Origin of the sequence: Pseudomonas sp. Irchel 3A7 (assembly GCF_900187565.1) — a bacterium.
In the GTDB taxonomy this organism is placed as follows: domain Bacteria; phylum Pseudomonadota; class Gammaproteobacteria; order Pseudomonadales; family Pseudomonadaceae; genus Aquipseudomonas.
In genome coordinates this window covers 187,143-208,911 of the sequence record NZ_FYED01000006.1, presented here as the reverse complement: position 1 = coordinate 208,911, position 21,769 = coordinate 187,143, and the positions used below count along the sequence as shown (strand labels likewise).

Below are 21,769 nucleotides of genomic sequence, written 5' to 3'. Positions count from 1 at the left end.
CCTGTGCAGGTTTTTTTGTTGGCAGGCAATCAAGGATTCAAAAAATCAAAACGTAGCTCTTGCGCACGGTCTCCTGGATACCCCAGATACCGAGGGTGTTGGCCGGCAACATCAGTGCGTCACCGGCTTCTATGTGCAGGGTTTCACCGTCGTCCGGGGTGAAGGTGCAGCGGCCCTGGATGAAGTGACAGAACTCCTGGGCGACGATCTGCCGCCGCCAACGACCGGGCGTGCATTCCCAGACGCCGGTTTCGACGCCGTCATCGCGCTCCACGCTGGTGGTCGACGCCACCGCCACGGGTGCACCCAATGGCACGGCGACCGGGTTCGACTCTTCCAGCTTCAGGGTTGCGGTGTTCTTGAATTGCGTGATGCCCATGGGAGTACCTGTCGATGAAGCCTAGGGATGAAGTGCGCGCGGTTTACTGCATGAAACTTTCCATGAACCCCGCGACCCCGCTGGCGAGCCTGCGCCGCCAGGGTGCGGAGGCCGGGTTGGCCAAGGTCTGGTCTTCGTGAACGAAACTGCGGATGATCGCGTTGTAACCGAGCCAGCGGCACGGTTCGGGCTCCCAGGCCTTCAGCGCGTCGAGCCCGCCCTGGGGAATGACCCACGGCTGGCGAACCAGCTCGGTGTCGCGCTCCAGAATCAGGTCTGCCAGGGTTCGCCCACCCAGGTTGCTCGCACCGACGCCTTCCCCGCCGTAACCGCCGGACAACGCTATGCCGCTGGCGCGATCACACAGCATGTGCGGTTTGAAACGCCGGGACATGCCCAGATTGCCGCCCCAGCCATGGGTGATCCGCACGTTCTTGAGTTGCGGAAACAGTTCGCCGAACAGATAGCGTCGCAGTTCGATCTCGCTGCGGGTCAGGTCGAAGTCATGGCGCAACCGGCCGGCAAACTGGTACCCGCCCCGAGCACCAAAGATCAACCGATTGTCGGCCGTGCGCTGGCCGTAAGTGACCTGACGGCTGCTTTCACCGAAGGCCTGACCGTGACTGAGACCGATCTCGTCCCACGTAGCGGCAGACAGCGGTTCGGTGGCGACGATCAGGCTTTGTACCGGCAACTGATAGCGCCCCAACGGCGGCAGCGTGACGGCATAGCCTTCCACCGCCGGCACCACCCAGCGGCTGCGCACCGAGGCTTGCGCCGTGCGCAGGCTGCCGGACTGCCACTGTGTGACCGGGCTGTTTTCGTAGATCCTGACCCCCATGCGCTCGACCGTGCGTGCCAGGCCGCGCGCCAGCTTCGCCGGGTGCAGGGTCGCGACGTGGGGCGCATGGATGCCGCCGTAGGGTTTGGCGATGCGGATCTGTTGCGCCAGCTGTTCCGGGCTGAGCCAGCGGTAATCGTTTTCGTTGAGGCCCTGGCGATAGAGTTTGTCCAGGTACTGGCGCAGACTGGCTTCCTGCTCCGGGTAGCGGGCGGCACAATACAACGCTCCGCCCTGGCGCAAATCACAGTCGATACCTTCACGTTCCAGGACAATCCGTACTTCTTCGGGGATGTTGTGCAGCAAGTCGTAGGACGCCCGGCGCCGTTCCGGTGAAAGGCCTGCCAGCAGCCGGTCTTCACCCAACAAATTGCCCATCAGCCAGCCGCCATTACGGCCCGAGGCGCCAAAACCGGCGGTTTGCGCCTCGATGATGGCAATGCTCAGGTCCGGTGCCTGACGCTTGAGGTAGTACGCGGTCCACAGCCCGGTGTACCCGGCACCGATGATCGCCACGTCGATGTCCAGGTCCTGCTCCAGCGCCGCACGCGCCAGCAGCGGCTCGTCGAGTTGGTCCATCCACAAACTGATACTGCGCCATGCCGGCATGCAAGACTCCGCCACTCAAACTTCGATGGCGTTGATCCTAGTGCGCGGGGTCAGTGACTGTCTTGCGCGCGTGCACGCAAAGAAATTTGCTTGGCGTAGGCCTTGGGCGACTGACCGGTGTGCTGGCGAAAACAGCTGTAGAACGCCGACAGTGAGTTGAAGCCGGCGGCGAATGCCAATTCGTCGATGCGCAACGGCGACGCCGCGCTTTCCAGCGCCGCCAGCAGGTGCTGCAGGCGGGCCTGGTTGACGTAGCGATAGAAGCTCTGGCCGAGCACCTGGTTGAGCAGATAGGAGATCTGGTTGCGACTGTACCCGCACTCCTTCGCCACCCGTTGCAGATCGAGCTCAGGGTCGAGATAAGGTTGCTGGCGCTGGAAGTACTGTTGCAGGTCGTCAGCCATGAAACTCAATTGGCGTGGCGACAAGCCGAGGCGACTGACCGCCGGGCGTTGCTTGCCGTCGGTTTTGCTGGTGGTTGGCTCGTGAACCAGCGAGGCATACTCGTTGACGCGCCAGATCAGTCCATCGCGCACGGTGATGGCCTCGCTGGCGCGAAACGATACCAGGCCTTCGCCACCGCGCAGGGTGATGCGGTACTGAATGAATGCCGTGTTGCCATCCAGGCGAATGCGGTCCGAGTGCTCCAGCGCTTCATCCGGATCGCGGGGCATGCTGCTGCGTACGTACTCGCGCAGCTCGTCCAGGCCCATGACGCGGTTCTGGAAAAAGTCGCTGTACTGAATCTCAGGGTGATACAACGCCATGACCCCGTCCAGATCCCGGTGTTTCCAGCGCAAGTGATAGCGCATGACCGTCTCGCACGTGGCCTGGGTTTGCAGCGGACCATCATCCTCGGCGTGCATAAAGGTCTCGACGAAAAAAACCGAGCTTGCCGAAGTTTCCTGCCCGCTTCAATGGCTGTCCGGCCAGGGGAACCGCGCTCGAACAGTGACCTGAATCAAAAAAAATGCAGCAATCGCCAAACGGACTGAAAAAAACACATTTTTTTCACATCCGGATGCTACTTTTAAAGTCTGTCACTGGTTGAGCCAATGAAGGCTCTTCCCTCCTAACATGAGCTAAAGGAAGCGCTCGATGAAGAAGGCGGGCAACACATGAATAAAGGGTTCAGCAAGGTCACTTTTCCAAATGCCTGCCAGCTGATGCGCTGGCATTTTCATCCCATGGGTTTCGAGGCGAGCATGGATGCCCCGGGCAGCATGATAGCCCGTCTGTTTGATCGGGCCAGTGGCGAGACCATGATCGCCATTGCCGGCATTCCTTGTGCGACGGTCATGAATGCCGCCGATGTCGAGCGAATAATCGAAGCGGTAGAGGATGAACTTGAAGCGTTCATTCCACCGATGGCGCTCAGAAGTTATGCATGAAGCCTGATAGCCAACAAAAAGCCCACTGAATGTGGGCTTTTTCATGCCTGATGCAAAACACTGTGGGAGCGAGCCTGCTCGCGAAGAGGCCGTGTCAGTCAACATCAATGGTCAATGCCAGACCGCCTTCGCGAGCAGGCTCGCTCCCACAGGGATTGGGTGCATCCGCCAAAATCAGGTCGGCTGTAAGGCCTCCTTCGCGAGCAGGCGGCCCATATTGACTTCAAACCGCAGTCTTGGCCTGCCGATGATCAGCAAAGAACGCCTTGCCCTTGCCGATCCGGTCGGACGCCTTGGGCGTGTTGGCAGCCTGGGTATCCTGCCCGTCGACATACCAGTAGCAATGACTCACCGCCCGGGTGATGCCGACGTAAGCCAGGCGCAGAATTTCGTCCTTTTGCGCGTTATCGTACGGTTCGCTGTCACCGGTCTTGCCCAGACCCGCCATGCGGTACACCTGATTCTTGTAAGGCGAACTGGTCAGGTGCTGACAATCACCGAGCAGGAATACCGCATCAGCCTGGAGGCCCTTGGCACTGTGATAAGTCAGTTGCTTCAAGCGCCGCGCTTCGTAGGGCAAGCTAGAATCCACATTAACTACAGACTTAATATGCTCTTCTATCAATAACTTATCGCTGCTTTTTCGATAAAGCATCAAGATTGAATCGCCCTTTCGATAATGCTCGATCAAGCGTTTGGCCATGCCCTGGTCATCCCGATCCAGCACGTTGACCGGCAGCAAATCCCTCGGCTCGCCACTGGCCTTGGCCTTTTTGCCGGCGATCGCCGGCGCAGCGCGCACGATGTGCTCGGCGGCGTCGATGATGTGCTGGTGGCTGCGGTAGTTGTCGCTGAGCATGATTTTGGTGGTGCTCGGCGAAGAGAATTCCTTATTGAACTCCATGAAAAAACTCGGCGAACTGCCGCGCCACCCGTAAATCGATTGCCAGTCGTCGCCGACACAAAGCAAAGACGAACGCTGGGCTCCGCGTCCTACGTGCATGGCCGGCCCGCGACTGCGGATCTCGGCCAGGCTGGCGCGGATCCAGGAAACGATTTGCGGGGAGACGTCCTGGAATTCGTCGATCATCAGGTGCGACAACGGTCGCAGCAGCTCATCGCTGAGCAGCTTGAGATTTTCCGGGGAGTGCTCGCTGAACAGGGCAAACATCCGGTTGTAGGTCATGATCGGCGGCTTCTGGTCCAGCAAATGGTCTTCCAGAGCGCGCCAGTACAGGCTCAGGGCCTCGAAGAAAAACCGGTCCGGGTCGTCCTTGGCGAAGCTCATCTGGCTGACGGCGTTCGGTACATCCAGGCCGAGGTTCTCGATAAACCCGGCGGCGGCGACAAAACAATCCAGCAGCGGCGCAGACGCCAGTTCGCCCTTGACCTTGTAATCGAAGCCCGGCCCGGCACTGGCATCGCCGGCCAGTGACGCCAGGACACGCTTCGATGACTCATAACTATCCAGCCATATCAGTGGCTTACGACAGAAAGCTTGAAACAGGGTGCGCTTTACTGCCCATTCTGCGCGTACCGTCAGCTTGGCGTTCGGGCGGGTGACCTGCGGGTTTTCCCGTGGATCGAACCCCAACACGACCCACGCGTCCAGGGACGGAATGTAACCGTGACTATGGAATGTCGAGCCGTTGATATCGAAGGTCTGGCGATTCGGCTCAATGCCCCTGATCGGCCAGGCCTTGGCGCGAAACCACAAATCTTCGATCGTGTCGCACAGCTCTTCATCGCGCTTGGCCGCCAGTTCGGTTACGGCCATGCGTTTCTGCACATCCGGGTGATCGCGCTCCAGTTCCTTGAGCTGCAAGGCGTGGCGCGACAATGGCTGGATCAATTCGCGAAAGCGTTCATCGCGGGTGTACAGGGCGTGGTAACAGGCATTGAGCTGCTGGCGCTGGGCGTCGTTGATGCGCAGGTCGAACGGGTTGCTGTCCACCTGTTCATCATCGCCTTGCGCGCGAAGGCTGAGGTTTTCGAAAGCTTGCAGGCGCTCGAACCCCGGCAGGCTGCGCACCATCGGCAGAATCCGCGAGTGAAAGGTACGCACCAGATCCCGCGCTTCCTTGAAACTGAGCGCCCGCCCCCAGAGCGCGAAGATCTCGATCAGCTTACTGATGAAATCCTTGCGTGACTCGCGGGTGAAGGTCACCACGGTCATGGAGCTGAGCTCGAATCCCAGATAATGCGCCAACAGCACAATGCGCAGGACCAGCGTTGTCGATTTACCGGCCCCGGCACCGGCGATCACCGAGGTTGAGGGCGTATCGCTGAAAATCATCTTCCACTGGGCGGCGCTGGGTTGCGCATGGGCCGGCAACAGTCGGGCGACATCGGCCTTCATGCGCTTTTTCAGCTCGGCGGTCAGCGGCAGGCGCCAGTCGTCGAACAGGTGATCATCAATGTTCGGCGGCCGATGCTCGGTAGAGCGCGAATCGCGAATCAGCAGCACCTGTCGGCCTTCTTCCAACCCTTCGAGCTTGCCTTCCTTGTAGCCGTACTCCACCCCGGCAATGTGCCCGCTGCGGAAACCATCCGCCTGGCCATGCAACCAGGACGCGCGGTGTTGTGCACGCAGGCGCGTCAGGCCGTGGCCGAAAAAACGGGCAGCCAGGCGCTTGAGCAGCGGCATCTCGGCCAGTGGACGAAGTTCAGGCGGAAGATCGGGGGTGTGTTGCGACACGCGGACGGACTCCAGGGTGTGAGGCTGTTGAAGGCTATGGTGTCTGCATTTGCCTTTGAGTTCTAGTGAAATGCTTATGACTCATTGGCTTATGCGTTGAAGTGAAAGCTGGATGAGAGTGTTTCGAGATGACTTCACATCAAACAATCCGATAGTTATGAGGCATTTTTTACGCTTTTTATCGATTGTTGGCTGAAGGATGATGCCCGTCATCAACCACCGGTCTCGCTTCATGGCCCAGGCGCCTTGCCCCATGGCGAACCTTTCCAGGAGACGATCATGCTTGAACTCAGACCTTTCAACTCGCTCGGTGGCGCACACCACGGCTGGTTGGATGCCCATCACCACTTTTCGTTCGCCGAGTACTACGACCCCCAGCGTATGAACTGGGGCAACCTGCGGGTGTGGAACGACGACGTGATCGCCCCTGGTACCGGTTTCCCGCAACACCCTCACCGGGACATGGAAATCATTACCTATGTGCGTGAAGGCGCCATCAGCCATCAGGACAACCTTGGCAACAAGGGCCGCACCGAAGCGGGTGACGTTCAGGTCATGAGTGCCGGCACCGGCATCGCCCACAGCGAATACAACCTGGAAGCGACGCCGACCAAGATTTTCCAGATCTGGATCATTCCCAACGAATCCGGCCTGGCACCGTCCTGGGGCGCCAAACCCTTCCCCAAAGGCCAGCGCGAAGGTTTTGTGACCCTGGCCAGCGGCAAGTCGGGCGACGATCAAAGCCTGCGTATTCGCGCCGACGCGCGGCTGGTGGCGGCGAATCTGAAGGCTGGGGAAACCGCCGAATATCATCTGGACGCTGGCCGTCGTGCGTACCTGGTACCCGCGACCGGTATCATTGAAGTCAATGGCTTGCGTGCACAAGCTCGAGACGGTGTTGCGGTAGCCCAGGAGCAGGTGCTGCGAGTAACGGCGATCGAGGACAGTGAAATCGTGTTGGTGGATCTGGCTTGATCCGGTAAAGCCGGGCCAAAAAAGGGGCGACCAAATTGGTCACCCCTTTTTTTTCGTCAAGCCCTTTGTGGCGAGGGGATTTATCCCCGTTGGGTTGCGAAGCGACCCCAAACCCGGCAAATGCAGTTCTTCTGATACACCGCGTCTGCAGATTTACGACTGCTACGCAGCCGAACGGGGATAAATCCCCTCGCCACAGGGCCGTCACTTATTTCGCGGAAATCGCGCCATCCACAAGGGTTTGGGCTTCCGCCACCAACTGCTTGAGATGCGCATCACTGACAAAGCTTTCCGCATAGATCTTGTAGATATCCTCGGTACCCGACGGACGCGCCGCGAACCAGCCGTTTTCGGTCATGACCTTCAGGCCGCCAATCGCCTGGTCGTTACCCGGCGCGTGGCTGAGGATGCTCTGGATCGCCTCACCCGCCAGTTCGGTCGAGGTGACTTGCGCTGGCGACAGCTTGCTCAGCAGGGCTTTCTGCTCTGGATTGGCCTTGGCGTCGACGCGCACCGAGAACGGTTCGCCCAGCTCATCGGTCAAGGCACGATAGGCCTGGCTAGGGTCACGACCGGTGCGGGCGGTCATTTCGGCTGCCAGCAGCGCCGGGATCAGGCCGTCCTTGTCGGTACTCCAGACACCACCGTCCTTGCGCAGGAACGATGCACCGGCGCTTTCTTCGCCACCAAAGCCCAGGGAGCCGTCGAACAGGCCATCGGCAAACCACTTGAAGCCAACCGGTACTTCGTACAGGCGACGACCCAGGCGCTTGGCCACGCGATCGATCAGGCCGCTGCTGACCACGGTTTTGCCCACGGCCGCATCGGCGCGCCAGTGCGGACGGTTCTGGAACAGGTAATCGATAGAGACTGCGAGGTAGTTGTTCGGCGCCAGCAAGCCGCCGGATGGGGTGACAATACCGTGACGGTCGTGATCCGGGTCGCAGGCAAACGCCACGTCGAAGCGCTCTTTGAGGCCGATCAGGCCTTGCATGGCGTGAGTGGACGACGGGTCCATGCGAATCTGGCCATCCCAGTCGACGGTCATGAAGCGGAAGGTCGAATCAACCTGCTTGTTCACCACGTCCAGATCCAGGCGGTAATGCTCGGCAATCGCCGACCAGTAGCGCACCCCTGCTCCACCCAGCGGATCGACACCCAGACGCAGCTTGGCATCGCGGATCGCATCGAAATCGATCACGTTGATCAGGTCGGCGACGTAGGTGTTCACGTAGTCGTGACGATGGGTGGTTCTGGCCTTCAGCGCCTGCTCATAGCTGATGCGTTTGACGCCCGCAAGCTTGTTGGCCAGCAGTTCGTTGGCCTTGGCTTCGATCCACTTGGTGATGTGGGTATCGGCCGGGCCACCGTTGGTAGGGTTGTACTTGTAGCCACCACTTTGCGGCGGGTTGTGGGACGGCGTAATGACGATGCCGTCGGCCAGGCCCGAGGTGCGTCCGCGGTTATAGCAAAGAATCGCGTGGGAAATGGCCGGCGTCGGCGTGTATTCGTCGCCTTCGGCGATCATCACCGTCACGCCATTGGCGGCCAGCACTTCCAGGGCGCTGGCGCCGGCCGGCGTGGACAGCGCATGGGTGTCGATGCCGACGAACAGCGGACCGTCAATGCCCTGGGCTTCGCGATACAGGCAGATCGCCTGACTGATCGCCAGCACGTGCCATTCGTTGAAACTCAGGTCGAAGGAGCTGCCTCGGTGCCCGGACGTGCCGAACGCCACGCGCTGGGTCGAGATGGCGGCATCAGGCTGGCCGGTGTAATACGCCGTTACCAGTCGCGGGATGTCGACCAACAATTCTGCCGGTGCCGGTTTACCCGCAAAATGACTGAGTGTCATGCAAAACCTCTGGAATAGAGTGGTTCAGGAATTGGAACGCAGTTTACTGGCAGTTTGACCGCGGCGCGACGTTATCGATCCCGGCCCTGCCCACCCGCCATGTTATAAATCCCGAACTACCCTGCTCAGTCGATCGACTCGCGGCGCAACGCATCCCCCAACAAGCTCAGTGCGGTGGCCAGGTCATGATCGCTGCCGACGCTGTGACTCAAGCGCAGGTGCTGCGTATGCAGGCCCTGGAGACTGAACAGTTCTCCCGGCGCAATCACCACCTGATGCTTGAGCAGGCGCTGGAACACCTGGCGTACATCGACCCGGCGCATCGAACGCACCCAGACGGTTGCGCCACCTTCAGGCTCGACGAATTGCAGGGCATCACCCAGTCGCTCGCACAGCAGCTGGATCATCTGCACCTTGCTGTCCTTGAGCCGGCGTCGCAACAACTGCAAGTGCTGATCGATGCGCCCGTTGCTGTACAGGCGGGCAATGGCTTTCTGGCGAATCGGTGACAGGCGGAAGGCGCGCAGCAGAAACTGCCGTTGCAACGCGGCGCCCAAATGGCGCGAGAGCAGATAGCCGTAGGGGGCTTCCGGCCCGATGATTTTCTCAAATGTGGAAAACACCATCAGCCGTTCCGGGGCCAGCAGATCGCGAAACCGCAGTCCGTCGGGCTCGAAATCAAGCTCACCGTAACAATCGTTTTCCAGTACCCAACAGTCATGACGCTCCAGCAATTGCGCGACGGCTTGTCGGTTGTCGTCCGGTGCACGGCTGCCACGGGGCATGTTCAACCCGGATGAAACCATCACCAGACGCACCGGTTCGTTTTCCAGCAACTCCTTGAGGCGTTCGTGGTGCAGGCTTCCATTGGCCAGCAAGGGCCATTCGATCACCCGCACACCCGCGGCCTGGAACAAGCGCAATATCGCCCAATCACAAGGCGACTCCACCACCACAGCAGCATCCTTGAGGCACAGCACGGCCATCAGAATTTCCAGCACACCGCGAAGATCCGCACCGATGTAGACGTCATCGGCATGCCAGCAGCGGACAGGTGAGGTGGTGTAGCGTGCGGCCAGCGCCATGCGTAGCTCGAGCTCACCGCAGGGCTGCGAATTCGGTTGCGGCTGGCGCGGGTACTGGCGCAACAGCTCTCTTTCCAGCAACAGCAATGGACTGTCGATCGGCTGCAACAATGCCGGGTCATCGCTACTCAACACCAGCATTCCAGGGCGACGAGCGTTGATATAGACGCTTTCGAGCAAGTCGTTACCACTGTAGAGCCTGCCGATGGACGGCGTCGGCAGCGCGTAGTAGCCAGACTTGGCCACCGAATACACCCGCCCTTCTTTCTCCAGTAGAGAGTACGCGTACTGGATGGTCGAGATCGACACGTTCAGGCGCTCGGCCAGTTGGCGCAAGGACGGCAAGCGCAGGTGTTCATCGCTGGCGGTTTCGCCGATCAGGCTGATCAGGTAACGGTATACCGCCTGGTAGGCGAAGTCGGTTTCACGGGGGCCTTTCATGGCAAGGGACCGTGGGCGTGACAAGCCAGGTCACGCGGGGCTGTCAATCCATGCACTTTCAACGACCTGCCAACCCTTCATCCGTCATCGAGGTGTTTACCTTGCCCTCGTCGGCTTCGCCCTCAACGTCCGGATCATCGGTCGCCGATTCAGCGGCCCTGTTCTCATTTGCAGGCAGCGGTCCCATGCGATAGAGCTTGCCGATGAGACTGACCGGCAAACCGCTGACATCGACCATCCATTGCATGACCTGATCCGCGGCCGGCTGCCCCTGCATGGCCCGGTGCAATTCCGGCATGGCCACCAGCATGCCGGGGTGGCATTGGCGCAGAAAACGCTCGAGTGTTGCGGCATTGTCACCAAAAGGGGCAAACAACAGACACACCATTTGCGCCTCGCTAAGACCCAGACTGCGTTGCGCCTCGGTCGCGGCCCGAGCGCGCAGGTCCGCCAGCGTCGCCGGATTGCCGAATACCTGCTCCGCCAATTCGCACAAGCGCTCCGGCAGGTGCTTGCGGCGCATCATCACCAAGGCTCGTTGCAGATATTCGGCGACACCCCCCTCGTAGCTGCGACCGTGTACGAAGCAGGCTTGCAGCCCGCGCAGGTGTGCCGAGACCGGAAGGCTGACGTATTCGTTGTCGCTGAGCTGCGCCGCCAGTTCGTCTGCCTGGAATCCGAGAAATTCGGTAAGCAACGGCCAACGCTCCTCCAGATTGCTTACCAGCATGTCGTGGATATCGATAAACGTTGTGCGGCGGCAGGTTTCGAACTGTTCGGCCGGACGCCAGGATTGCTGGTCGTCCTCGGTGTAAAACCGCTGGTAGTCTGCGCTGCCCAGTTCATCGAGCAGCGCGAACAAACCGGCATAACCCGGCTCGTGATGCTCCGAAACCTCAAGTCCAGCCTTGACGGCTGCGCGCTTCAAACCCTCCATGAATTGCTTTTGCCGACGAGGTGTATCGCTGCTCACCAAGGCATCGACACCATGGTTCCAGCGGGCGATTTGCCCATGGAACTCCCCGGTGGCCAGATAACCGTCATCCCACAGATCAAGCGGTCCGTCCAACGCCCGGCGATGCCCCAGCATCAACAGATTGGTCCGATTGGATTCACGCCCGGCCGGAGAAATCGGCGCCGCATGGTCAAATGGCAATACTTCCCGGTTATCGGCCATGAGCACTTCAACCCGTGGATCGTCATAGATGAATAACGCGTTGCAGGTGCGATGGATGTTTTCCAGCGCCGTCGGGTTACTGCCGTTCAAGCGTAACGTCGCCACCCGTAACTGAAACGTCGCCGGCGCCCGGCTGGCGATGGTCAGTTGCGCGGCACGCAGCAACGCCAGGGTGTAGCAACTGTCACGGGAACCTGACTGGATCGCCAGCACTTTGAAGTCGCCTATCTGCTCCATGCCCCCGGCGGCCACCCCCAAGCGTTGAATCAACAACTGCAGTGCCGTGCGTTCGGCGCGGGACAAGAAACCCAGCAATCGTTGCAGTACTTGTTGATAGACATAGTTCATCGCTTGATCATGAATGTTGGTCATCTTTATTTACCTGATGCTCGTAAGTTCGATACTGCACAAACAACTGCACGCACAGCGCAGGGAATGGCCTGAAATGATTGGATGAGTGGATTTATTGCCGAATGCTAACACTGAAATTTTCAGCTCGGCATTTCAGGTTCTGAAAGGGTGCAGACACCTTTGAACACCCGTGGACGGCTCAAAAGCCCGGGCTTAAGGGTTTGTTGCTTCGATAGGCAACATCCTAGGAAACGCCCTACAGAGTCCCACAGATGTTTAATACAGAAAATAGAGAAAGAAGTTGCCAACAACTGTTCTGCAACTACATAAAAGTGCGCTTTATTTTGAGTAGACAGCCGTACAGCGCATTGAAAAGTATCGGTCCGATACCCGTCCATGACTCGTTCCTTGAGATGAAAGTAATCATCCAATTATCAGGCCTTAGTTGCTGAATAGAAGCTACAGATCGAGCGCAAAAACCAGTTCAGTTGCTGAACGGCCCCATCGACAGGTCAACGGGATGTCGGGTGCAGGAAAGTGATGAAAAAAAAGTCCGTGGGGGCACGGACTCTTTAAGGGGAAGTTGAAGCTCGGTCAGGCGGGTTCGACCTGCAGGGCGACCCGTTCACGGCAAGGGCATTCGCCCATGTAGCGATGCGCTTCGACAAACTCGGCAAACGGGAAGACCCGGGTCTTGAGCGGCAGCAGAACGCGGTCGGCGGTCAACTGGTTGATGTCACGCAAGGCACGTTGCAGCGCGACCTGATCCTGGATGATGCCCAGTTCCGGCTTGCCGGTGAAGTTGCCGATGCAGTGCACAAAGAACTGAATGTTCTTCTGGAACGCCGCGCAGGCCGGGAATGGCGTCTGGTTGCCGCCTTGCAGGCCGTACAGGACCAGACTGCCGCGCGGTGCCAGCACATCGCCGAGCAGCGACATCTGCGGTCCGCCCAGACCATCGAACACCACGTCCACGCCGCGATTGTCGGTGATCTTGTTGATCCGCATCAGCAGATCTTCTTCTTCGGTGACGATGACCTTCTCCGCCCCCAGCGACAGCAGATACTCACGCTCCTCCGCCGTCTTGGTCGCGGCAATCACCCGTACACCCAAGGCTTTGCCCAGCTGTACGAACGATGGGCCGGCGCAGTGGCTGGCGTCGGTGACCAGGGCAAATTGCCCGGGTTTGACCCGCGCCAGATCGACGTAGGCGAAATAGGCGATCAGCAGCGGCGTGTAATGCACGCTGGCTTCGATCGAGCTAAGCACGTCCGGGTAGCGAGTCAGCGACGAGCGTGGCAGAACGATCTGTTCGCCGTAGACCGGATAGTCGTTCGGACTCTCGGCCGGGAAGCTGGCGACCTTGTCACCGACAGCCAGGTCGTCGACACCCTCCCCGACGGCGGTGACGACACCGGCCATTTCCTGGCCCAGGCCAGAAGGCAGGCGAGCATGGGAGGAAGCCAGGTTCTGGCGCCAGAGAATGTCGTACCAGCTGATGCCAATGGCTTCGACGCGCACCTGCACTTCACCCGGTGCAGGCAAAGCTGCCGCATGCTCTTCGCATTTGAGCACCTCGGCTGGACCAAACTTGTGAAAACGGATCGTGCGGGACATCGCAAACCTCGCCAAATAAACCTCTAATGCCATGAACTCTAGCTGGGCTTTCAACCCAACACTATCAGTGGCTATTAATAGTCGACATGCCTGTCATTGATTCCGCAGCAGCGGCAACATCGTCAAATGTCGTCAGAAACCGAAGCAGCATTTGTAGGAAAACTGAATTACTCGGTGCAGAGTACCAGCCTTTCCCCGTAATATTCCTGCTGGCCATTGTTCTCATATGGCCGCTCACGTCAAGTTTGCTGACTCTGCCAGGACTCCAGATGAATCGTAATGACCTGCGTCGTGTCGACCTGAACCTGTTGATCGTATTCGAAACCCTGATGCACGAACGCAGTGTGACCCGCGCTGCGGAGAAATTGTTCCTTGGTCAGCCGGCCATCAGTGCGGCGCTCTCGCGCCTGCGTGGCCTGTTCGATGATCCGTTGTTCGTGCGTACCGGCCGCAGCATGGAGCCGTCCGCGCGCGCCGTGGAGATCTTCGCCCTGCTCTCTCCGGCGCTGGATTCGATCTCCACCGCCGTCAGCCGTGCGGCGGAATTCGACCCGGCCACCAGCACCGCAGTGTTTCGCATCGGGCTGTCGGACGACGTCGAATTCGCCCTGCTGCCGATGCTGCTCAAGCGCCTGCGCGCCGAATCCCCGGGAATCGTGCTGGTGGTGCGACGGGTCAACTACATCCTGATGCCGGGCTTGCTCGCATCGGGGGAGATCTCGATCGGCGTCAGCTACACCACCGACCTGCCGGCGAACGCCAAGCGCAAAGTACTGCGCCGCAGCTCGCCCAAACTGCTGCGCGCCGACACCGTGCCCGGGCCGCTGAGCCTGGACGACTTCTGCGCGCGCCCCCATGCGCTGGTGTCATTCGCCGGGGACCTGAGCGGCTTTATAGATGAAGAGCTGGAAAAACTGGGGCGCAAACGTCACGTGGTACTGGCCGTGCCGCAGTTCAACGGGTTGAGCACGTTGTTGAGCGGAACCGATATCGTTGCCACCGTGCCTGATTACACGGCCGACGCGCTGACGGCGGCGGGCGGTGTACGGGCGGAGGATCCGCCGATGCCGGTGCAAAGCTTTGAGTTGCACATGGCCTGGCGTGGGTCCCAGGATAATGATCCGGGGGAGCGGTGGTTGCGTTCGCGGATTCAGATGTTCTTCGGGGATCCGGATAGCCTGGCGTAACCCGGAAGCATTTTCCGAAGCCGAGACGACAGTCCCTAATGAGGGCCTCAATCGGCTACAATAGCCAGACACTGACATCAGGGTGCCGAATATGGAAAAGCTGAGTTTGCAGACCAAGAAAGCCTGGTTCGCCAAGCACCGTAAAGCCAACTTCGCAGCCAGCCTGCGCCTGGAAGGCTTCCTGCCGTCCCCGAGTGACGGCGAAATCAAGCTACCTACCCGCGAAGCCGCCCTGAAGGCTGTACGGCACATCAAAGCTTGAGTAACGACAAGTACGGTACTGATCAAGCCCCGGATTGCTATCCGGGCACCGACGTACTGATAAATCTACTAAACCTGCGTGACTCCAACGATCTCGACGAAGCCGAACGTTACCTCAACGAAATTGCTTCAGCGCAGATGGAGTTTGTTCTACCCCCTTACAGCCTCAAGACCTTGCAGCAGGTGCATCGCACCCTGTTCGGAAAAATCTATAGCTGGGCTGGTGAACTCCGAACTCTCGGGATCAGCAAGGGCGACACAAGGTTCTGTGTTCCCGAGTTTATCGAAGGGGAAGTCAAAAAAGAGTTTTCGAAAATGGCCAAAGCGGGATGGTTCGAGGGGTATTCCCGAGACCTCCTGGTCTCATCGATCGCTGAGTCCTACGGCACGCTGAACATTGCTCATCCCTTCAGGGAAGGTAATGGTCGAACCCAGCGCATTGTGTTCGAATTCATCATCTTCAATGCGGGCTACTCAATAGATTGGGGTCTCGCCGAACGGCAAGAGTGGATTGACGCATGTATTGCCCCCTTCTACGGCGATGATCGGCCTCTAATCACAATATTTGACCGATGCATCGGGTCGACTATTGAGGAAGTGGACTTTTAAGACACGCCAAAACAAAGGCGCCCCCCAAATGTGCCCTTACCCGCTGTGCTGCACGCAGGGGATCCGGATAGCCTTCAGATGATAATCGAATCTGATGGCCTCTTCGCGGGCAAGCCCGCTCCCACAGGTTATGCGCAAACCCTGTGGGAGCGGGTTTGCCCGCGATAAGAGCGACTCGGCCCCATGCCCGACCTTTACCACCATGGAAAGACTGAATTTCCATTAACCCCATTGATCAAGTTCCAGCCAAAGGCGCAGGCTAGAGAGCTAACTCGGCTCTCATATCATTCCGAATGATAGTTACCTTCGCCCCATTCGATTCGTGCGATACCAACCCGCCGAGCATCATTCGCCAATCTCAATACATTGGCGGATGCATCCATGGAACAGTCACTCAAACATTTGCGCTTCCCGTTGGCCCTGTTGGCCGTAGTGGTGCTCAGCGCATGCGGCAAGGCGCCGGAAACGGCCGCCACCCTGCCCGCTGCCAAAGTCAGCGTGGCCAAGGTGCTGGAGCAACCGGTCAACGAGTGGGACGAGTTCACCGGGCGCCTTGAAGCACCGGAAACCGTAGAGATCCGTCCACGGGTGTCCGGGCAGATCGATGAAGTGGCTTTCACTGAAGGCGCATTGGTCAAGAAAGGCGACCTGCTGTTCCAGATCGACCCGCGTCCGTTCCAGGCCGAGGTCCGCCGCCTTGAAGCCCTGGTTGCCCAGGCCCGCGCCAATGCCACCCGCAGCGAAAACGAAGCCCAGCGCGGTGAGCGCCTGCGCACCAGCAACGCGATCTCCGCCGAGTTGGCCGATTCGCGCACCAGCGCTGCCCAGGAGGCTCGCGCCGCGGTCGGCGCCCTGCAAGCGCAGCTTGATCTGGCGAAGTTGAACCTGAGCTTTACCCGCGTCACCGCACCGATCAGCGGCCGCGTCAGCCGTGCGGAAATCACCGCCGGCAACCTGGTGACCGCCGACACAACCCCGCTGACCAGCGTGGTCTCCACCGACAAGGTCTACGCCTACTTCGATGCCGACGAGCGTGTGTTCCTCAAGTACACCCAGCTCGCCCGCCAGGGCAAACGCGGCGCCACCACCCCGGTGTACATGGGCCTGTCCAACGAAGACGGCAACCCGCACCTGGGCCAGATGAACTTCGTCGACAACCAGGTCAACCCGAAGACCGGCACCATCCGTGGTCGCGCCGTGTTCGACAACAGCGACGGCAGCTACACCCCGGGCCTTTATGCACGCCTGAAACTGGTGGGCAGCGGCACCTACAACGCCATGCTGATCAACGATGAAGCGGTCGGTACCGACCTGGGCAAGAAATTCGTGCTGGTGATGGATGCCGACAACAAGACCGCCTACCGCGCAGTCGAGCTGGGTCCGAAAATCGAAGGCCTGCGTATCGTGCGCAACGGTTTGAACAAGGACGACACCATCATCGTCAAGGGTCTGCAACGGGTACGTCCAGGTTCGCCAGTCACCCCTGAAGTGATCCCGATGGCCAGCGAGCAAACCCTCGCTGCCCTGGCACAACAACGACAAGCGCTGGAAGCCAGCAACCTGCCCCAAGTCGCACCTGCCAAGGTCGCGCCGGGCACGGCTGTGAAACTGGCTGCTGCGAACCCACGCGGATAAGGGATAACGACTCCGATGAATTTTTCCCAATTCTTCATTACACGGCCGATCTTCGCAGCGGTGCTATCGCTGCTGATCCTGATCGCCGGCTCTATCTCGCTGTTCCAGTTGCCGATCAGCGAATACCCGGAAGTGGTGCCGCCGACCGTGGTGGTGCGCGCCAACTTCCCGGGCGCCAACCCCAAAGTCATCGGTGAAACCGTGGCCGCTCCCCTGGAGCAGGCCATCACCGGCGTCGAGAACATGCTGTACATGTCCTCGCAGTCCACCGCCGACGGCAAGATCACCCTGACCATCACCTTCGCGCTGGGCACCGACCTGGACAACGCACAGGTGCAGGTGCAGAACCGCGTGACCCGGACCGAGCCCAAACTTCCCGAGGAAGTGACGCGCATCGGTATCACCGTGGACAAGGCTTCCCCCGACCTGACCATGGTCGTGCACTTGACCTCGCCGGACAAACGCTACGACATGCTGTACCTGTCCAACTACGCGATCCTGAACATCAAGGATGAGCTGGCGCGGCTCGGTGGTGTCGGTGATGTACAACTGTTCGGTATGGGCGATTACTCGCTGCGGGTCTGGCTCGATCCGAACAAGACCGCTTCGCGCAACCTGACCGCGACCGATGTGGTCAGTGCCATTCGTGAGCAGAACCGTCAGGTGGCCGCCGGCCAACTGGGCGCGCCCCCGGCTCCGAATGCCCAGAGTTTCCAACTGTCGATCAACACCCAAGGCCGTCTGGTTTCCGAGGAAGAGTTCGAGAACATTATCATTCGTGCAGGCGACAACGGTGAAATCACTCGCCTGAAAGATATTGCCCGAGTCGAGCTAGGCTCCAGCCAATACGCCCTGCGTTCATTGCTGAACAACCAGCCGGCCGTGGCGATCCCGATTTTCCAGCGCCCGGGTTCCAACGCCATCGAAATCTCGAACGAAGTTCGCGGCAAGATGGAAGAGCTGAAGAAGAGCTTCCCCCAAGGCATGGACTACAGCATCGTCTATGACCCGACGATCTTCGTGCGCGGCTCCATCGAAGCGGTGGTTCACACCCTCTTCGAAGCGCTGATCCTCGTGGTGCTGGTGGTGATCCTGTTCCTGCAAACCTGGCGCGCCTCGATCATTCCGTTGGTGGCGGTGCCGGTGTCGCTGATCGGTACGTTCGCCGTGATGCACCTGTTCGGATTTTCGCTCAATGCCCTGTCGCTGTTCGGGCTGGTACTGGCCATTGGTATCGTGGTCGACGATGCGATCGTCGTGGTAGAGAACGTCGAGCGAAACATCGAGCTGGGCCTCGAGCCGATGGACGCCACCAAAAAAGCCATGGGCGAAGTGACAGGTCCCATCATCGCCACGGCGCTGGTGCTCTGCGCGGTGTTTGTCCCGGCGGCATTCATCTCTGGCCTGACTGGACAGTTCTATAAGCAGTTCGCCCTGACCATCGCCATTTCGACGGTGATCTCGGCCTTCAACTCGCTGACCCTGTCGCCTGCACTGGCCGCGGTATTGCTCAAGGGTCATGACAAGCCCAAAGACCGTTTCTCCAGGGTACTGGACAAGATTTTCGGTGGCTGGTTGTTCCGCCCGTTCAACCGCTTCTTTGAAAAAGCCAGCCATGGTTATGTCGGCACGGTTGCCCGCGTAATCCGCAGCAGCGGTATCGCCCTGCTGTTGTACGCAGGCCTGATGGTCCTGACATTCTTTGGTTTCTCCAGCACCCCGACCGGTTTCGTACCCGGCCAGGACAAGCAATACCTGGTGGCGTTCGCGCAATTGCCGGATGCGGCGAGCCTGGACCGCACCGAAGACGTGATCAAGCGCATGTCCGACCTGGCCCTGAAACAGCCAGGCGTGGAAAGCGCGGTGGCCTTCCCTGGCCTGTCGATCAACGGTTTCACCAACAGCCCGAACGCCGGCATCGTGTTTGTGACTCTCAAGCCGTTCGACGAGCGTAAAGACCCGAGCATGTCCGCTGGCGCCATCGCCGGTGCCTTGAACGGCCAGTACGCCGGGATCCAGGAAGCCTACATGGCGATCTTCCCGCCACCGCCGGTACAGGGTCTGGGCACCATCGGTGGTTTCCGCCTGCAGATCGAAGACCGGGGCAACCTGGGTTACGACGAGCTGTACAAGCAAACCATGAACGTCATTGCCAAGAGCCATAACGTGCCGGAACTGGCCAACCTGTTCACCAGCTACACGGTAAACGTGCCGCAGGTCGATGCCGCCATCGACCGCGAGAAAGCCAAGACCCACGGCGTGGCCGTCAGCGACATCTTCGACACCCTGCAGATCTACCTGGGTTCGCTGTATGCCAACGACTTCAACCGCTTCGGTCGCACCTATCAGGTCAACGTTCAGGCCGAACAGCAGTTCCGCCTCGAATCCGACCAGATCGGCCAGCTCAAAGTACGTAACAACAAGGGCGAGATGATCCCGCTGGCGACCTTCATCAAGGTCAGCGACACCTCGGGTCCGGACCGCGTGATGCACTACAACGGCTTCATCACCGCTGAAATCAACGGTGCGGCAGCCCCCGGCTACAGCTCCGGCCAGGCCGAAAAAGCCATCGAGAAACTGCTCAAGGAAGAACTGCCCAACGGCATGACCTACGAGTGGACCGACCTGACGTACCAGCAGATTCTGTCCGGCAACACGGCGCTGTTCGTGTTCCCGCTCTGCGTATTGCTGGCGTTCCTGGTGCTCGCGGCGCAGTACGAAAGCTGGAGCCTGCCACTGGCGGTGATCCTGATTGTCCCTATGACCCTGCTGTCGGCCATCACCGGTGTGATTGCGTCTGGAGGCGATAACAACATCTTTACCCAGATCGGCTTGATCGTACTGGTGGGGCTTGCCTGTAAGAACGCGATTCTGATCGTCGAGTTCGCCAAGGATAAACAGCAAGAAGGGCTGAACCCGCTGGCGGCGGTGCTGGAAGCTTGCCGCCTGCGTCTGCGGCCGATCCTGATGACCTCCTTCGCGTTCATCATGGGTGTGGTGCCCCTGGTGTTCTCCAGCGGTGCCGGTGCCGAAATGCGTCATGCCATGGGTGTGGCGGTGTTCTCCGGCATGCTCGGGGTGACCTTCTTCGGCCTGCTGCTGACGCCGGTGTTCTACGTACTGATTCGTAACTTTGTCGAGCGCGGTGAAGCGCGTAAAGCCGCCAAGGCGCTGAAACTGCAACCGCAGCCGGAGTCGCACTGATGAGTCTGAAAGCCTTTCTGCCGAGCCTGCTGGTACTGGCGCTGAGCGCCTGTGCCGTCGGCCCGGACTACAAGACCCCAGCCACTGAACCTGCCAACATCACCACGGCCACCGATGGCGCGGCCGGCCAGAAGAACTTCGACCGTTCGCGCTTCGAAGGCATCTGGTGGCAACAGTTCGAAGACCCGACCCTCAATCAGTTGGTGACCGAATCCCTCAAGGGCAACCGTGATCTGCGCGTCGCCTTTGCCCGCTGGAAAGCGGCCCGGGCGATTCGCGATGACGTCAGCAATGACGCCATGCCGACCATCACCAGCCGTGCCAGCAGTGATTTGGGCAAGGGGCAGATTCCTGGCCAGACCACCCAGCGCGTCAATAGCGAGCGCTACGACCTGGGCCTGGACATGGCGTGGGAGATCGACCTGTTTGGCCGCATCCAGCGCAACCTGGAATCGGCCAACGCCGAACAGCAGGCGTTTGAGGCCGATCTGTACCAACTGCAAGTGACCATGATTGCCGAATTGGTGGATGCCTACGGTCAGTTGCGCGGCGCACAGCTGCGGGAAAAGATCGCCCTGGCCAACCTGAATAACCAGCAGGAGTCGCGCAAGATCACTGTCAGCCTGCGCGATGCCGGCGTTGGCGATCAGCTCGATGTCGAGCGTGCCGATGCCCGCCTGGCTTCGGTCGAAGCCAGCGTGCCGCAATTGCAGGCCGAGCAGGTGCGGCAGAAAAACCGTATCGCCACGCTGCTGGGTCAGCGCCCGGACAAGTTGAACGTGGACCTGAGCCCGAAAGACTTGCCCGCGATTGCCAAGGCCCTGCCGATCGGTGATCCGGGTGAGCTGCTGCAACGCCGTCCGGACATTCTCAGCGCCGAACGCCAACTGGCCTCGGCCACGGCGCGTATCGGCGTGGCCAAGGCTGATCTGTTCCCGCGTGTCAGCCTCAGCGGCTTCCTCGGGTTCACCGCCGGGCGTGGTTCGCAGATCGGCTCCTCGGCGGCCAACGCCTGGGCGCTCGGTCCGAGCATCACTTGGGCGGCATTCGACCTGGGCAGTGTGCGTGCCCGCCTGCGTGGTGCCGATGCCGATGCCGAAGGCGCGCTGGCGAGTTACGAGCAGCAGGTGTTGCTGGCCCTGGAAGAATCGGAAAACGCCTTCAGCGACTACGGCAAACGCCAACAGCGCCTGATCTCGCTGATACGTCAGAGTGAATCGAGCCGTTCCGCTGCCGACCTCGCCGAAGTCCGCTACCGCGAAGGCTCCGCCGACTTCCTCGTGCTGCTCGATGCCCAGCGTGAACGCCTGGCGGCGGAAGACACCCAGGCCCAGGCCGAAGTCGATCTGTATCGCGGCATCGTCGCGATCTACAAGGCCCTCGGTGGCGGCTGGCAGCCGGAGACAGTCGCCAGCAAGTAATCGTTTTTACAGAGCTCCTTTGGTTGGCCGCAA

Annotated in this window: 16 protein-coding genes; 8 read left to right on the top strand and 8 right to left on the bottom strand. The window is 59.9% G+C overall.

Annotated features, from left to right (window positions below; genetic code table 11):
• Positions 1-37 precede the first annotated feature (37 nt).
• Genes CKW21_RS12280 through CKW21_RS12270 form a run of 3 tightly spaced genes read right to left on the bottom strand, consistent with a single transcriptional unit; the run spans position 38 to position 2,695 of the window.
• The gene (locus CKW21_RS12280) at positions 38-379 is read right to left on the bottom strand and encodes a cupin domain-containing protein (RefSeq protein WP_095194233.1); all 342 of its coding nucleotides are present in this window, start codon (positions 377-379) and stop codon (positions 38-40) included.
• A 43-nt stretch (positions 380-422) separates the two neighbouring features.
• Positions 423-1,829: an FAD-binding oxidoreductase gene (locus CKW21_RS12275; RefSeq protein ID WP_095194232.1), complete on the bottom strand. Its 1,407-nt coding sequence runs from the start codon at positions 1,827-1,829 to the stop codon at positions 423-425.
• Between the two features lie 50 nt (positions 1,830-1,879).
• Complete coding sequence (locus CKW21_RS12270; RefSeq protein WP_095194231.1) at positions 1,880-2,695, bottom strand: AraC family transcriptional regulator; 816 nt, start codon at positions 2,693-2,695, stop codon at positions 1,880-1,882.
• 252 nt (positions 2,696-2,947) lie between these two features.
• Between CKW21_RS12270 and CKW21_RS12265 the strand changes: the two genes are divergently transcribed.
• A complete protein-coding gene (locus CKW21_RS12265) occupies positions 2,948-3,220 on the top strand; it encodes a DUF1652 domain-containing protein (RefSeq protein ID WP_095194230.1) in 273 nt (90 codons plus the stop codon).
• A 223-nt stretch (positions 3,221-3,443) separates the two neighbouring features.
• Here CKW21_RS12265 and CKW21_RS12260 read toward each other — a convergent pair whose 3' ends face one another.
• The gene (locus CKW21_RS12260) at positions 3,444-5,918 is read right to left on the bottom strand and encodes a UvrD-helicase domain-containing protein (RefSeq protein ID WP_095194229.1); all 2,475 of its coding nucleotides are present in this window, start codon (positions 5,916-5,918) and stop codon (positions 3,444-3,446) included.
• 279 nt (positions 5,919-6,197) lie between these two features.
• Between CKW21_RS12260 and CKW21_RS12255 the strand changes: the two genes are divergently transcribed.
• Positions 6,198-6,893: a pirin family protein gene (locus tag CKW21_RS12255; protein WP_095194228.1), complete on the top strand. Its 696-nt coding sequence runs from the start codon at positions 6,198-6,200 to the stop codon at positions 6,891-6,893.
• Between the two features lie 208 nt (positions 6,894-7,101).
• On the opposite strand, the gene pgm is transcribed toward CKW21_RS12255, so the two are convergent.
• From pgm to CKW21_RS12235, 4 genes are all read right to left on the bottom strand, one after another.
• Positions 7,102-8,748, bottom strand: coding sequence for a phosphoglucomutase (alpha-D-glucose-1,6-bisphosphate-dependent) (gene pgm, locus CKW21_RS12250; RefSeq protein ID WP_095194227.1), 1,647 nt, complete (start codon positions 8,746-8,748; stop codon positions 7,102-7,104).
• A 125-nt stretch (positions 8,749-8,873) separates the two neighbouring features.
• Positions 8,874-10,274, bottom strand: coding sequence for a PLP-dependent aminotransferase family protein (locus CKW21_RS12245; RefSeq protein ID WP_095194226.1), 1,401 nt, complete (start codon positions 10,272-10,274; stop codon positions 8,874-8,876).
• Between the two features lie 58 nt (positions 10,275-10,332).
• Entirely contained in the window at positions 10,333-11,823 is a 1,491-nt protein-coding gene (locus CKW21_RS12240; RefSeq protein WP_256590204.1) for a hypothetical protein, read from the bottom strand.
• Between the two features lie 573 nt (positions 11,824-12,396).
• Positions 12,397-13,419, bottom strand: coding sequence for a zinc-dependent alcohol dehydrogenase family protein (locus CKW21_RS12235; RefSeq protein ID WP_095194225.1), 1,023 nt, complete (start codon positions 13,417-13,419; stop codon positions 12,397-12,399).
• A 269-nt stretch (positions 13,420-13,688) separates the two neighbouring features.
• Between CKW21_RS12235 and CKW21_RS12230 the strand changes: the two genes are divergently transcribed.
• The 6 genes from CKW21_RS12230 (at position 13,689) to CKW21_RS12205 (ending at position 21,736) form a co-directional block, all read left to right on the top strand.
• Positions 13,689-14,606: a LysR family transcriptional regulator gene (locus tag CKW21_RS12230; RefSeq protein ID WP_095194224.1), complete on the top strand. Its 918-nt coding sequence runs from the start codon at positions 13,689-13,691 to the stop codon at positions 14,604-14,606.
• A 91-nt stretch (positions 14,607-14,697) separates the two neighbouring features.
• On the top strand, positions 14,698-14,868 hold the full coding sequence (locus CKW21_RS12225) for a YhfG family protein (protein WP_095194223.1): 171 nt from the start codon (positions 14,698-14,700) through the stop codon (positions 14,866-14,868).
• On the top strand, positions 14,865-15,476 hold the full coding sequence (locus CKW21_RS12220) for a Fic family protein (protein WP_095194222.1): 612 nt from the start codon (positions 14,865-14,867) through the stop codon (positions 15,474-15,476). The genes CKW21_RS12225 and CKW21_RS12220 overlap by 4 nt, the downstream gene beginning before the upstream one ends.
• 381 nt (positions 15,477-15,857) lie before the next feature.
• On the top strand, positions 15,858-17,111 hold the full coding sequence (gene mexE, locus CKW21_RS12215; RefSeq protein ID WP_095194221.1) for a multidrug efflux RND transporter periplasmic adaptor subunit MexE: 1,254 nt from the start codon (positions 15,858-15,860) through the stop codon (positions 17,109-17,111).
• 15 nt (positions 17,112-17,126) lie between these two features.
• Positions 17,127-20,315 (top strand): efflux RND transporter permease subunit, encoded by a 3,189-nt coding sequence (locus CKW21_RS12210; RefSeq protein WP_095194220.1) that lies wholly within the window; start codon positions 17,127-17,129, stop codon positions 20,313-20,315.
• Positions 20,315-21,736 carry an efflux transporter outer membrane subunit gene (locus CKW21_RS12205; RefSeq protein WP_095194219.1) on the top strand — a complete coding sequence of 474 codons (1,422 nt, stop codon included), beginning with the start codon at positions 20,315-20,317 and terminating at the stop codon, positions 21,734-21,736. Before CKW21_RS12210 ends, CKW21_RS12205 begins: the two co-directional genes overlap by 1 nt.
• Positions 21,737-21,769 lie beyond the last annotated feature (33 nt).

Coding starts and splice junctions, on each gene's coding strand:
- CKW21_RS12280 (WP_095194233.1), bottom strand. CDS start 379: ATGGGCATCACGCAATTCAAGAACACCGCAACCCTGAAGCTGGAAGAG.
- CKW21_RS12275 (WP_095194232.1), bottom strand. CDS start 1,829: ATGCCGGCATGGCGCAGTATCAGTTTGTGGATGGACCAACTCGACGAG.
- CKW21_RS12270 (WP_095194231.1), bottom strand. CDS start 2,695: ATGCACGCCGAGGATGATGGTCCGCTGCAAACCCAGGCCACGTGCGAG.
- CKW21_RS12265 (WP_095194230.1), top strand. CDS start 2,948: ATGAATAAAGGGTTCAGCAAGGTCACTTTTCCAAATGCCTGCCAGCTG.
- CKW21_RS12255 (WP_095194228.1), top strand. CDS start 6,198: ATGCTTGAACTCAGACCTTTCAACTCGCTCGGTGGCGCACACCACGGC.
- pgm (WP_095194227.1), bottom strand. CDS start 8,748: ATGACACTCAGTCATTTTGCGGGTAAACCGGCACCGGCAGAATTGTTG.
- CKW21_RS12245 (WP_095194226.1), bottom strand. CDS start 10,274: ATGAAAGGCCCCCGTGAAACCGACTTCGCCTACCAGGCGGTATACCGT.
- CKW21_RS12240 (WP_256590204.1), bottom strand. CDS start 11,823: ATGACCAACATTCATGATCAAGCGATGAACTATGTCTATCAACAAGTA.
- CKW21_RS12235 (WP_095194225.1), bottom strand. CDS start 13,419: ATGTCCCGCACGATCCGTTTTCACAAGTTTGGTCCAGCCGAGGTGCTC.
- CKW21_RS12230 (WP_095194224.1), top strand. CDS start 13,689: ATGAATCGTAATGACCTGCGTCGTGTCGACCTGAACCTGTTGATCGTA.
- CKW21_RS12225 (WP_095194223.1), top strand. CDS start 14,698: ATGGAAAAGCTGAGTTTGCAGACCAAGAAAGCCTGGTTCGCCAAGCAC.
- mexE (WP_095194221.1), top strand. CDS start 15,858: ATGGAACAGTCACTCAAACATTTGCGCTTCCCGTTGGCCCTGTTGGCC.
- CKW21_RS12210 (WP_095194220.1), top strand. CDS start 17,127: ATGAATTTTTCCCAATTCTTCATTACACGGCCGATCTTCGCAGCGGTG.
- CKW21_RS12205 (WP_095194219.1), top strand. CDS start 20,315: ATGAGTCTGAAAGCCTTTCTGCCGAGCCTGCTGGTACTGGCGCTGAGC.